The organism is Pseudobacillus sp. 179-B 2D1 NHS (genome assembly GCF_045370945.1).
Lineage (GTDB): Bacteria > Bacillota > Bacilli > Bacillales > Domibacillaceae > Pseudobacillus.
Genome location: NZ_JBIQDP010000009.1, coordinates 115663 through 129153, shown reverse-complemented (window position 1 = coordinate 129153; position 13491 = coordinate 115663). Strand labels below are relative to the sequence as shown.

Sequence of the window (13491 nt, the reverse complement as noted above, 5' to 3'; positions counted from 1 at the left end):
ACTTATATATTTTTATTTTATAAAGAAAGCGTTTGCACTATATATGAAGAGGTGACTAAATGAAAAAACGTAAATTTGGTTTAGCTTATCAAATTCTTGTCGGGTTAGCTTTAGGGATTACTGTTGGTGCCATTTTTTATGGAAACCCTGCCGTTGAAACTTTTTTACAGCCAATTGGCGATATTTTTCTTCGATTAATTAAAATGATTGTTGTGCCAATCGTTATTTCCACGATCATTCTTGGTGTTGCCGGAACAGGCGATATGAAAAAGTTAGGTAAACTTGGTGGGAAAACAATTCTTTACTTTGAGATTGTCACTACAATTGCTATCATTGTCGGACTCCTCGTGGCGAATATTACTAAGCCCGGCGAAGGGATAGACATGTCTAAGCTGGCTAAGGGCGATATTCAGCAATATGTTGAGACAACCGAGGAAGTATCAAGCCACAGCTTTGCCGATACTTTTGTAAATATTGTACCAAGCAATATTATTGAATCTTTAGCTAAAGGCGATATGCTCGCTATCATTTTCTTTGCTGTTTTATTTGGTTTAGGAGTGGCAGCAATCGGTGAAAAAGGGAAACCAGTTCTTGCTTTCTTCCAAGGTACAGCAGATGCTATGTTTTATGTGACGAATCAAATTATGAAGTTTGCTCCATTTGGTGTATTTGCTCTAATTGGTGTAACCGTGTCCAAATTTGGCGTAGAGTCATTGATTCCACTCGGAAAATTACTTATTTGCGTATATGCAACGATGATTTTCTTTATTGTTGTCGTTCTTGGAGCTATTGCTAAGATGTGCGGGACAAGCGTCTTTCATATTATCAAAATCTTAAAAGATGAACTCCTCTTAGCCTACTCTACTTCGAGTTCAGAAACAGTTCTTCCAAAAATAATGGAGAAAATGGAGAAATTCGGTTGTCCAAAAGATGTCGTTTCCTTCGTTATTCCAACCGGCTATTCATTTAACTTGGACGGATCTACTCTTTACCAAGCACTTGCGGCAATCTTTATTGCCCAAATGTACGGAATCGATTTAAGTATTATGGAGCAGTTAACACTAATGGTAGTATTAATGGTGACATCTAAAGGGATTGCCGGTGTGCCGGGCGTTTCCTTTGTTGTTCTGTTAGCTACTTTAGGATCTGTAGGTATTCCACTTGAAGGCCTCGCCTTTATTGCTGGTATTGACCGGATTCTTGATATGGCGCGTACAGTTGTTAATGTAATTGGTAACTCTTTAGCCGTTGTTGTTATGTCTAAATGGGAAGGCCGATTTGATGCTCACAAGGGAGAAAACTACCTTAAATCTGTTCAAAAAGCATCTTAATATTAGCCAAGATATAAATAAAAAGCAGACAGTTTCATGGTGATGAGACTGTCTGCTTTTTTCTATGTGCGGCTTCTTTCTTGCTTCATATCAATTTTAATTATTAGCGGTTTTGGTTCGCTGAGTTTTAGCCCTATTAGAAAAGTTTACAGCATTCTTTAGGTTGTTCCAAATATTTATCGACACGACCGTAACTCCCCCAAGTAAAACAACACCCGCTGTCATGCCAATTAAAGACTCGCTGATACTCGTTCCGATCAAGCTATATAGCAATAAAAGTGGAAGGTTGGAGACGATTATGGTCAGCATATAGCGCATATATTTTGCTCCTAATGATGCTGATAAAAAACAAATGGCATCTGTAGGAGCAATGGGACAAATAATCCCTAATGCTAAAAACTTGTAATTTTGGGTTTCCAAAAGTGCCCCTAGTTCTGGTCTCTTCTTCTCTAGGAGCCGGCTTAGCTTTGTGCCTATAACAGTTTTGGAAAATAGATAGACTAACGTTTCACTTAAAATGATGCCAGCCATGGATAGTAAAAAACCTAAAAGCGGTTCAAAGTATACTCCTCCGAAAATCATCAGTGTAGCACCTGGTATAAAAACGAGGAGCCTTAAACACCATAGAGCAACGAATAACAACATGGCATATTCTGTATGTCTGGATATAAATTCCTTTAACTCATCCATATCAGAGGGCAATAAATGATTATGCTTCAATACATAGATAGATACTAACCATACAGCGATAATAAAAATACTCTTCTTCAATTCCTCCACACTCTCTTTCGCTGTGATATATACATCAAAAGCAGCGAGAACTAAGAAATACTCTGCAAAACCTTTCATTTTAAGTTCTGGCAATAAACTTTATAGAGGCAGTTATCCCTAGCTCTTATTTTTAGCAATAGCAATTACCCAGCCATGTTTCTATTGTTCCCTCATGGAATTTATCCATTAAATTGAGGTTTAATTTCCTATTCCTTCGACATGTATCTGTCATAACGAATGAGTCACCGATGCCCTTGTTATTATTAATTTCTGTATTATATGTTTTATACCTTCTAAAAGGAGAATTTACACTTACAGTTTCCTCTAATATCCTATCCTTCGTTTCCTTTATTTCCCGCCTACTTTGCGCTCATCCATTATTTGCTCTATCTAGCCGCCGATTGTTGCAGCTTAATATAAAGGCAGGTGGTACATTTCTATACTCAAACTTGACATCGACTTGAGTAAAAAATCGGCTTATCAATTCTTTCTTAAACAGCGTATATTGAAAAGTGATGAACTTACCATTATGCCCTAATAACTCTTTCGTTTTAAGCAAAATATTATTCGAAACATTCTTAGGCAAGCTGGCAAAAGGCAATCCAGAAACCACATAGTCCACATGGGGAATATCATACCTTTCTACATACTGGTCAATATGCTCCGCGGTATCATTAATGATGATAAGATTATTTTCTTCTTTATACCTGTCCTTCAGCAGCTTATAAAACTCTCTATTGTTCTCTATTAATAAAACAACCGTATCTGGCTTTCTATATGTAAGAATTTGATCTGTAAAGATGCCTGTTCCCGGTCCATATTCCACTATATATTTAGCCTGTTGAAAATAAATATTGCCTGTCATCTTTTCAGCCAAATAAAAGGAGCTCGGAAAAACAGCTCCAATTTTCCTTGGGTTTAATATATATTGAAAAAAGAACGCATGAGTTTTCAAGTTTCTGTCCCTCCAACATTTTTGGATTTTATCTCTAGAATAAAGCCCAAATCTGAAGAAACAGTGATAGAATCTCTTAAGAATTCTTAAGATTTAATTGTTCATCTATAACGGAAAAAACCACCCTATTCAGCGGGTGGTTTTCCTCCTTGCCATAAATTATTGATGCCGGCTGCTGTCTTTTAGCGTTAGCAGCGTGACAGCTTCGACGTGCGCCGTTTGCGGAAACATGTCCACAGGCTGAATATATTCGATGTTATACAAATGGCTTAGCTGGTTAATATCTTTAGCCAGTGTCGAAGGATTACAGGACACATATACAAATCGTTTTGGCTTTACCTTCTTGATCGTATCGAGCAGCTTTTGGTCGCATCCTGTGCGCGGCGGATCGACGATAACGACATCCGGATTCCAGCCTGCTTTTAGCCACTTGGGCAGCCATTGCTCGGCGGTACCCACTTCATATACCGCTTTAATCTTTAAAGCCTTCGCATTTTCTCTGGCATCTTTAATCGATTCAGGAACTACATCCATCCCGCGGATTTCAGCAGCCCCTTCTCCCACCCAAAGGCCGATCGTTCCTGAGCCGCAATAGGCATCGACCACTTTCTCGCTGCCAGTCAGCTGTGCCGCTTTCTTTACTTCATCATAAAGTCTGATCGTTTGTTCAGGGTTAAGCTGGAAGAATGCGCGGGCGGAAAGAGCATACTTATGATCACCCAGCCGCTCCTCAATCGTCTCTGGACCAGCGAGTGGCAAGCTTTTATCTCCGAAAATTAATGAGGTCTTTTTGGGATTAATATTATGGATAATAGATTTTACGTTCGGCAGCCGCTTTTGGATTTCCTGGACAATCAATTCTTTTTTCGGCAGCTTATCCGTCGCGGTAACAATGACCACTTGAATGTCGCCAGTAGCAATGCCCACACGAGTCACAACCGTTTTAACGATACCTTTATTTTTCTTTTCATCATAGATCGGAATATTGAAATCCTGCAATATTTGTTTGACTTTATTTAGTACATCATTTAATGCCGGCTGTTGGACGATGCAATCTGGAATATCAATCAGCTTATGAGAATTTTGACTGTACAGTCCAGCAATGACCATGCCATCTCTCTTGCCTACCTGGAATTGGCTTTTATTGCGGTAAAACCAAGGCTCTTCCATCCCAATCGTCTCGCGGATATCAAGAGCATCAACAGGCACCTTCGTATACCGCTCAAGCGACTGAATTAAAATTTCACGCTTGGCATTAAGCTGTTCTCTATATGTCACGTGCTGCAGCTGACAGCCGCCGCATTGGTCGTATACCGGGCATGGTGGAGTCACACGATGCTCAGATTTCTTTCTGATTTTTTTGATTCGTCCTTCTGTAAATTTTGGGTGTACCTTCACCGCCTCCACAACCACTTCTTCCCCAGGGAGAGCTCCAGGAACGAAAACGACCTGCCGTTTAAAATAACCGACGCCTTCTCCGTTAATGCCTATGCGTTTAATGGTCAGCGGAAACGTTTGTTTTACTTTTATCTTTGCTTTATCTTCCTGTTTCACTTCGTCACGTCCTCACTGTTTTTGCCAAATGTTATCCCTCATTATAACGAAAAAACAGGACTGCCGCAGCAGCCCTATGCCGAAATTCTTTTTTGTTTTTTACGGTAATCATCCAGGCTCTCAAAGTGGTATCCTTGCTTTTTCAAATCTTTAATTGCTTTGGGAAGAGCCTCGGCATTGTCTTTTGAAACAGTGTGAAGCAGCAAAACAGCCCCCGGATGGATCTGCTTCATAATGTTGTCATAAGAATATTGCCAGCCTTTTTGGTTGTTTGTTTGCCAATCAACGAAAGCAAGCGACCACATCACGTGTGTGTATCCTTCTTCCCGCGCAACCTTTAACGTTCTCTCACTGAAAATTCCGCGCGGTGGCCGAAGATATGTCATTTGTTTTTGTTTGGTTATCCGGGCCGTTTCCTTTTTCACGAGCGCGAGCTCTTCTTTCAGCTTCTCATCACTCACCTGCGTTAAATCAGGATGATGCCATGAATGGTTGCCGATAATATGGCCTTCCTTGTTCATCCGCTTGACAAGATCAGGCGCGCTTTTTAAATAATGGCCTGTAATAAAAAAAGCAGCAGGCACGTTCTCTTTCTTTAATGTATCTAGGACGCTTTTCGTATAGCCGTTTTCATAGCCATTATCAAACGTCAAATACAGCACTTTTTCTTTGGCGCTGCCCTTATAAAAGGCGCCATGGTCAGCTAATAACTTATCGAGCTCTCGGCCCGCTTCCGCCTGCTGTCCATCGGAGCCTTTTTTGAATCCCCAGTGAATGGCCTGATTGGAAGCCGACATGGCAGGATAAGCGAAACTAAAGAAAAATAAAACAGCAAACGAGCTGTACATGATCCACTTCTTCATCATCATCTTCCTTTGCTTTTTCCTCTAGTTTCAGTTTTAAAAAGAAAAATATCCACCTTTTATCGAGTTAATTTTCACCAGAAATAGCTGATAAACAAGCCAATAGACAGCAAGAAGCCAAAGAATGTATTTGTTTGAGCGGTCGCTTTCATGGCCAGACCGGTCCGCTTAGGCGCCTTCTCTCCTAAGAATCCTTTGATGGCTTGAATAGGTTTTGGAAGGCTTAAAAAGATTAAGAACAGCCAAGGGCTAACATCATCAAACACCACTAAACCAACAATCCACACGTATGCGACAGCAAACAAAAAGCCTAAAAAGTATACCGCTTTTTCATGTCCCATCAAAATCGCCAAGGTTTTCCTTCCGCCTTTTTTATCCTCTTCAATATCGCGGATATTATTGGAAAGATTGATGGCGCCTACAAGAATGGCAATAGGAATGGAGATGATGATGCTTTGCGTATTCACAACACCCGTCTGGATGAAGAAAGAAATCAGTATAAAAAAAGAACCCATGCACAGACCGGAGAAAAGTTCTCCAAATGGTGTATAAGCAATTGGAAGCGGGCCGCCTGTATATAAGTAACCAACTGCCATTCCGCCTAATCCAATCAACGCCAGCCACCAGCTGCTGCTCACACATATATATACTCCCAATAAAAGAGCCAATGCATAAAAGCCTAGTGCCAGCTGCAAAACCGTTCTTGGCTGCATCCCGTGTCGTACAATGGCACCGCCAATACCAACAGACTCCTCGGTATCTAATCCCCGTTTAAAGTCATAGTATTCATTAAATAAATTTGTCGCGATTTGAATCCATAGGCATGCGAAGAGCATCGCTAAGAACAGCCAGATGTCCACCTTTGTATAAAACATGGCCAGCACCGTTCCGATTAAAACAGGCACAAATGATGCGGTTAAAGTGTGGGGCCGAGTTAACTGCCATAATATTTTACCTGTGCTCTGCTTTTGAGCATTACCAGATTTTTGTGTTGTATATTCTTGATTCATTCCTCTCTTCCTCTCAACTTCGGATAATAAATTTAAATAAACAACTTTCATTATAACCGAAAAAACGACATAAATGGCGAGCTTTTTCATGATTCCACCGGAAAGTTATCCTGCTAAAGCCAAAAAGAGGGAGCAGTCCTTCCAGTATAAAAAGACTCCCTGAATAGGGAGTCTCAATCTGAAGAATGGAAATAAATTTTCTTTGCACTCTGCCCCCTCCTATTTTCAGTAAAACAGGAGGGGGTCGATCAAATGATCAGCTAAAGACTGGCTCTTTAAATTGAGAAAGCTTTTCCAAGGAAGATTTATCTACATGCGCGTGAAGGCTATTGCCGTGTGAATCCATCGTCACCACAGCTGTAAAGTCCTCTACTTGGAGATGCCACATCGCTTCCGGAATACCAAAGTTCATTAAATCAACGCCGTCTACTGACTTAATACAATCTGCATAATATTGAGCGGCTCCGCCGATCGCGTTCAAGTACACACCACCATGCTCTTTCAAAGCAGCAAGTGTTTTCGGTCCCATGCCGCCTTTACCGATGACAGCACGAATACCAAACTTCTTCATAATGTCGCCTTGGTAAGGCTCCTCGCGAATCGAAGTAGTTGGTCCGGCCGCTTTTACGTGCCATTCCCCCTGCTCATCCTTCAGCATAACCGGGCCACAGTGATAAATAACCTGGCCATTTAAATCAACCGGTGCATCATGATCCATTAGGTATTTATGGATCGCATCACGGCCTGTGTACATTCTTCCCGTGATTTTCACCACATCTCCTACTTTAAGTTCACGGATTTGCTCTTCTGTAATTGGTGCAGTTAACGTAAATGTACGGCTTTCTGATTTTGTCTCTTCCGACTCTGGCTGAGAAGAGTCAAATGTAATTTCTTCTCCATCTTGATAGAACCACTCTTGGATTTCTCCTGTTGCCGCATCAATTTGTACACCTAAGCGACGGAAAGCCCAGCAGTTATAGGCAACTGATACAAAAAAGCTAGCAGGCAAACGGTTGATGACGCCAACTTTACAGCCTAGTAAAGTCGTTTCACCGCCGAATCCCATTGTGCCAATACCAAGCTCATTCGCGTGCTTCATCACATACTCTTCCAACTGACGCAGACTTTCGTTAGGGTTCACATCGTCAACACGGCGGAAAAGCTGCTCTTTCGCCAGCTCATAGCCTGTTGTACGATCACCGCCGATGCCCACACCGATAAATCCGGCACTGCACCCTTGCCCTTGAGCTTGATAAACGGAGTGCATAATACACTTACGGATACCGTCCAGGTCGCGCCCCGCTTTTCCAAGGCCTTCAAGTTCACAAGGGAGACTGTATTGAATATTTTTATTCTCACAGCCGCCGCCTTTTAGAATCAAGCGGGCATCAATATAATCTTTTTCCCATTGTTCAAACTTAATAACCGGCGTGCCTGGTCCTAAATTGTCACCGCTATTTTCTCCTGTCAATGAATCAACCGAGTTAGGACGAAGTTTTCCGTTTTTTGTCGCTTCAATCATTGCCTGATAAATGGCTTCTTTAATTTCTAATTGGTTAACGCCCACGGGTGTTTTTACTTTAAACGTCGGCATACCTGTATCCTGACAAATGGGAGAAATATTTTCATCTGCCATCTGAATATTATTTGTAATGGTATTAAGGCTCATCGCTGCGCTTGTGCCAGCATTTTCACGCACGGCGGCTGCTTTAACTGCGCGACGCACATCTTTCGGCAAATTAGTTGATGTTTCGACAATCAACTCGTACATACTTTGTTGGAACTTTTCCAAATTCATGATCTTTCCCCTCTCCACTCACTCTTTATGTATCTCTTTGCATTGCCATACTTTTTTTATTATACTGCTGAATTTTGTTGTTTTAAAGGAGAACTTAAGACTAATAAAAAGAACCAGCCTCTTGGCTGGTTCTTTTTATTTATCTGCTTTTAAATTGTTCACACTTCTCTTCAATATCGTCAATCATTTCAAGAAGGCGGTCAATGTCTTCGATCTTTGTTTCCTCTGGCTCGATGGCATCAAGAACTTCCATAAACATATTTAAACGCTGCTTTAAGTAGCTAATTTGTGATTCTTTATCGATGATGGGCTTCATATTCGATTAGCACTCCTGTATATTTTTCTTTTGTCGCTTGCCTTCCATCGTAAAGGATTCAGCCGTTTAATTCAATTATTTCCTGCGAAAAAGATAGTTGCGCTTAAAAATTTTTGTTCATTACTGCTGTACGGATTTATAACTAAATGATACATGGTTTTTAACCGGAATCCATGCACTGATTGGTTTGGAGCTTACATTTTTCACAACAATGGCTCGTTTCCATCCTGACACGACAAGATAGACTTCCCCGTAAGTGATGATCCCTCTTTCATTTATTGCAGGGGCAAATCCATATAAGTAACCGGCCGTTTTAGGAGGTACGTTGTACACCTCATTCTGTTTTGTTCCGGCTCCAATCGCTGTTGTATAAGACAACGGCCAGCCGGTTTTGTCGATTGCCTCTTTTAAAATCATTTGTTGGACTTCTTCTGTTTTGGGCAGTTTGGCAGATAAACCACCTTTTATTACTTTGTGTGCTTCCTGAACATAGTGGATTTGATAATTGGTCTTGCCACCGCGATTGTCATAAAAGTTTGTGTTAATTTTTTGATATTGCCAGTTAGCGCTTGTTTCCTTTGAATGGTAGGCAAGCGGCCATTCACCGAGATAAATCGACACTCTGGATCCGAAAGCAAATGGCGATTTTTTAATGGATGATTCATTCAACATACGAACAAGCAAAGGATTCGTAATTTTTGTTGGCGAAGTGCTTAACAGCTCTTTCGTTAATTCACTGGGTTGTAACTGAGACAGTTCTTCTTCCTCATTTAAAAAAGTATTTTCACGTGCAATGTTTTTGACCGAGTCAGGCATTTTCTCGTTAAAGACTTTCTCCTTTTTTTCTGCCAAAGCAAGCGGCGGATTTCCTGTATATATAATGGCAATGAGTAGGCACAAAAGTAAACGACTCCACTTCATCACATTCTATCCTCCCTATTTCTTTTGCTTAGTTTGCTCTTGGCTTTTCAACTTATCCGCCTAACAATAAAAAAGCTGTGTAAGTGAATCACTTACACAGCTTTTTTATCTATAATAGATAAAAACCTATTCCCATAATAAAATAAGCAGCGAGAAGCGTTAGGCCTTCGAACCAGTTTGTTTCTCCATCATTCGAGAGAACGATCGATAAAAACACTGCTGTTACCATGGCTACCAGCTCAGGGATTGTAAAAACAAGCGGCATGGACGTCTCAAACATTAACGAGAGTAAAACAAGTATCGGCGCAACAAACATGGCAATTTGCAAGGTTGAGCCAACAGCTATCTCTACAGCTACATCCATTTTATTCTTCATTGCCATCAACACAGCTGAAGCATGCTCTGCAGCATTTCCAACAATGGCCACAATGATGATCCCGATAAACAACTCTGACCAGCCAAAACTCTTTCCAACCTCTTCAAACGTATGCACTAAATTTTCTGATACATAGGCAACAGCAAGTGTAGCCAGAAGCAATACAGCTATGGCTTTCCCCTTGGACCATTCCGGTTCTTCATGTTGAGTGGTTTCTTCTGACTGACCGGTATATACTCCACGGTGTGTAACAAGCTTAAAAAATAAAGCAGCCAGATAAAGAACAATCATAATAATAGAAATTCCTACACTTAAAGAAAGGGTCTCTGAGTCGCTCATGCCTCTTGAAAAAATTTCAGGAATGACAAACGCTACAATAACAGCAAATATTAAAAGCCCCGAGTTATGACGAGCATCATGCTCATTAAATTTTTGGCGTTTGTACTTAAGGCCTCCCATAAAATATGATAGCCCGGCAACAAGCAGCAAGTTCCCTAATACAGAACCGGTTAAAGAAGCCAGAACCACTCCGATCAACCCAGCTTGTAAAGCAAAAATCGAAATGATCAATTCGACTGCATTTCCAAAAGTGGCATTCAACAATCCGCCAATTCTTGGGCCCGTAATAATCGCAAGGCTTTCTGTGGCTCTGCCCATATAACTTGATAAAGCAATTATCGTTAAACAATAGATGCCGAACATCATTAATGTCGGCCAGTGCATAAGTGATCCAGCTACAGACAGCGGGACTCCAATCAGCACCATAATTCCAAATATCTTACCCATAAGCTGACCTCTTTTCCGTTAGAAAAATAAATACAGGTTTTTAATCAAGATACCCCATTTTCTCATTTCCTAACGCTAGTTGAGGTAGTTATTAAGATTGGATAATTTCAAAAGTTTCGACTACTTCAATGGCAGGGATAACCGATTGTACCATTGAACAGTTCTTTCTCGTCAGCTCCATCGCTTTTTTTATTTGTCCTTCTGCTAGCTCTTTTCCTTTAATAATAAAGTGAACTTCTACTTTTTCAATCCGGCTTGCCTCTTGTTCGTTCCGATAGACCTTCGTGTTAATTTCAATGTCCTCTACGTGCATTCTTTTTTTCTCAAGAATCTTTCGCAGAACACCTCCGCTGCAAACAGCTATAGACGCGGTTAGTAGTTGATAAGGACGAAATCCATACAGCTCATCACCAGAGACATCAAGCTGTCCGTAAGGTAGATCAGCTGTAAATCCGCCTTCCTTCATTCGAAATTTCATTTTTTCACCTCTCTGCAATCATCTACCTTATTTTAAATTATTTGCAGCGAAACATCTATCTCTGAACAAATGTTTGATGAAGCATTAAAAAAAGATATTACTCTTTATTTTTAAGCACGGCTATGTTAATATAACCTTAATTATAATTATTATAAATTAATAATAAAACTACATTTGAATAAAAAACCTTATTTTAAAACTAATGAGAATGTTTTTCATTAATCAAAAGAAAAGTGAATTTGATTACTATTCTCAATTAGAAAGAGGGAATATCAATTAAGGAGGAATATTATCATGAATATGCAAGCAAAAGCTTTAGAGGCCGGACATCAAGAAGAAGCGCTCTGGATCTCTTCCATAAAACCTCATGCCGAACTGATAGCAGCTCTTTTAAGCGGTGTATTGATTTTAGCTGGATGGCTCTTAGATAAAAACGGCGTTCATTCTGCAGCCGTTCCAATTTATATGATCGCCTTTATTATCGGCGGTTTTGCCAAAGCAAAAGAAGGGATTGAAGAAACGATTGCCGAGAAAGAGCTGAATGTAGAAATGCTCATGATTTTTGCTGCCATCGGCTCAGCTATTATCGGTTATTGGACAGAAGGAGCTATCTTAATTTTCATTTTTGCTCTTAGTGGAGCACTCGAAACTTATACAATGAATAAAAGCCAAAAAGAAATTTCTTCCTTAATGGGAATTCAGCCGGAAGAAGCCTTATTGATCAAAAATGGCACGGAAGAAAAAGTTCACGTGTCTTCTCTTGCAGTTGGAGATTTAATCCTTGTAAAACCGGGAGAGCGCATTCCTGCAGATGGCCTAATCTCAAAGGGACAGACAACGATTGATGAGGCTGCTATAACCGGGGAATCAATCCCCGTTTCTAAACAGCAAAACGGAGAAGTATTCGCAGGTACTGTGAACATTACTGGATCTATTTATATTGAAGTAACAAAGCCTGCAAGCGAGACACTTTTTCAAAAAATCATCCAACTTGTTCAATCTGCCCAAAGTGAAAAGTCACCTTCCCAACTATTTATCGAGAAATTTGAAGGCAAATATGTAAAAATTGTATTGGCAGCGGTTGGTTTAATGATGTTTTTACCTCATTTTACCCTTGGCTGGAGCTGGACAGAAACCTTTTATCGAGCCATGGTCCTTCTCGTTGTCGCTTCTCCATGTGCGCTCGTCGCTTCAATTATGCCGGCGACACTTTCAGCGATTTCTAACGGAGCTCGCCGTGGCATTTTATTTAAAGGCGGCGTTCATTTAGAAAACCTGAACAATTTAAAAGCGATTGCTTTTGATAAAACCGGTACCCTTACAAAAGGGAAACCTGAGGTAACAGATGTAGTTGTCCGCGAAGGTCTAGCAGAGAATGAATTGCTTAGTGCTGTTGCTTCGATCGAAAGTCAGTCCAATCACCCACTCGCTCAGGCGATCATTCGATTTGCCCAAGAAAAAAATGTCGCTTATTCTGCACCAGATGAGTTGGAAGATGCAGCCGGTTGGGGAGTCAAAGGAACTGTTAAGGGAAAACAATGGAAGATCGGGAAAGCTGATTTTATTGACCGGGAAGCCGCACTCGCTTTCCATGGCGGCAAAGCGAATGAACTTGCCTCTTCTGGAAAAACAACTGTTTTTGTAGGAGATGAATATGGAATTGCAGCGGTTATTGCTTTGAAGGACTTAATACGGGAAGACACAAAACAGGCTTTAGAGCTTCTCCATCAAGAAGGCATTCACACTATTATGCTGACAGGCGACAATGAAACAACAGCAAGAGCGATTGCTAAGGAAGCACACTTAGACACCTTCATTGCTGAATGTTTGCCGGAGCAGAAAGTAGATCAACTAAAAAAGTTAATTCAAGATTATGATACTGTCGCAATGGTTGGAGACGGCATTAATGACGCTCCCGCTCTAGCTACCGCAAACATTGGGATTGCTATGGGAGAAGGCTCAGATGTGGCGATGGAAACAGCAGATATCATCCTGATGAAAAATGACTTGCCTAAAATTGCTGAAGCCATTCGCTTATCAAAAAAAATGCAACGGATCGTTAAGCAAAATGTGATCTTTTCCATATCAGTCATTATGCTGCTTATCATTTCCAACTTCTTTCAAGTGCTTGACTTACCGTTTGGCGTTATCGGGCACGAAGGCAGCACTATTCTCGTTATTTTAAACGGACTGCGTCTCTTGCGGTCTTAAAAACGTTCAGCTTGCTGAACGTTTTTTTTATTGACTCAATCAGTGCAAAAGGCCATTTGTCAGTGATGATTCCTATCCAAATGTTACGTCTATACTTTTATGGATGGTGAGCAGAAAAAAT

At 40.6% G+C, this 13491-nt stretch carries 12 protein-coding genes; 2 read left to right on the top strand and 10 right to left on the bottom strand.

Annotation, left to right across the window (positions count from 1 at the left end; translation table 11 throughout):
• The first annotated feature begins 59 nt into the window (after positions 1-59).
• Positions 60-1331 carry a cation:dicarboxylate symporter family transporter gene (locus tag ACH0BF_RS11325; RefSeq protein ID WP_120036361.1) on the top strand — a complete coding sequence of 424 codons (1272 nt, stop codon included), beginning with the start codon at positions 60-62 and terminating at the stop codon, positions 1329-1331.
• Between the two features lie 96 nt (positions 1332-1427).
• Here the strand turns inward: ACH0BF_RS11325 and ACH0BF_RS11320 are convergent, their stop codons facing one another.
• The 10 genes from ACH0BF_RS11320 to ACH0BF_RS11275 all read right to left on the bottom strand — a co-directional run bounded on the left by ACH0BF_RS11320 (position 1428) and on the right by ACH0BF_RS11275 (position 11159).
• Positions 1428-2180, bottom strand: coding sequence for a TVP38/TMEM64 family protein (locus ACH0BF_RS11320; protein WP_259455704.1), 753 nt, complete (start codon positions 2178-2180; stop codon positions 1428-1430).
• A gap of 292 nt (positions 2181-2472) precedes the next feature.
• Positions 2473-3057 (bottom strand): class I SAM-dependent methyltransferase, encoded by a 585-nt coding sequence (locus ACH0BF_RS11315; protein ID WP_340856168.1) that lies wholly within the window; start codon positions 3055-3057, stop codon positions 2473-2475.
• 159 nt (positions 3058-3216) lie between these two features.
• Positions 3217-4611, bottom strand: coding sequence for a 23S rRNA (uracil(1939)-C(5))-methyltransferase RlmD (gene rlmD, locus ACH0BF_RS11310; protein ID WP_120036359.1), 1395 nt, complete (start codon positions 4609-4611; stop codon positions 3217-3219).
• A gap of 74 nt (positions 4612-4685) precedes the next feature.
• Positions 4686-5474 (bottom strand): delta-lactam-biosynthetic de-N-acetylase, encoded by a 789-nt coding sequence (pdaA, locus tag ACH0BF_RS11305; protein WP_406909399.1) that lies wholly within the window; start codon positions 5472-5474, stop codon positions 4686-4688.
• A 74-nt stretch (positions 5475-5548) separates the two neighbouring features.
• Positions 5549-6574 carry a 1,4-dihydroxy-2-naphthoate polyprenyltransferase gene (locus ACH0BF_RS11300; protein WP_406909398.1) on the bottom strand — a complete coding sequence of 342 codons (1026 nt, stop codon included), beginning with the start codon at positions 6572-6574 and terminating at the stop codon, positions 5549-5551.
• A gap of 166 nt (positions 6575-6740) precedes the next feature.
• The gene (locus ACH0BF_RS11295; RefSeq protein ID WP_120036357.1) at positions 6741-8282 is read right to left on the bottom strand and encodes a fumarate hydratase; all 1542 of its coding nucleotides are present in this window, start codon (positions 8280-8282) and stop codon (positions 6741-6743) included.
• 139 nt (positions 8283-8421) lie between these two features.
• Entirely contained in the window at positions 8422-8598 is a 177-nt protein-coding gene (locus tag ACH0BF_RS11290) for an SE1561 family protein (RefSeq protein ID WP_182917094.1), read from the bottom strand.
• A gap of 120 nt (positions 8599-8718) precedes the next feature.
• Positions 8719-9519 (bottom strand): YfkD family protein, encoded by an 801-nt coding sequence (locus ACH0BF_RS11285; protein WP_340856469.1) that lies wholly within the window; start codon positions 9517-9519, stop codon positions 8719-8721.
• A 109-nt stretch (positions 9520-9628) separates the two neighbouring features.
• On the bottom strand, positions 9629-10681 hold the full coding sequence (gene cax / locus ACH0BF_RS11280; RefSeq protein ID WP_120036356.1) for a calcium/proton exchanger: 1053 nt from the start codon (positions 10679-10681) through the stop codon (positions 9629-9631).
• Between the two features lie 91 nt (positions 10682-10772).
• A complete protein-coding gene (locus ACH0BF_RS11275) occupies positions 10773-11159 on the bottom strand; it encodes an OsmC family protein (RefSeq protein ID WP_340856171.1) in 387 nt (128 codons plus the stop codon).
• A 294-nt stretch (positions 11160-11453) separates the two neighbouring features.
• Between ACH0BF_RS11275 and ACH0BF_RS11270 the strand changes: the two genes are divergently transcribed.
• Entirely contained in the window at positions 11454-13370 is a 1917-nt protein-coding gene (locus ACH0BF_RS11270) for a heavy metal translocating P-type ATPase (protein WP_406909397.1), read from the top strand.
• Positions 13371-13491: the final 121 nt, after the last annotated feature.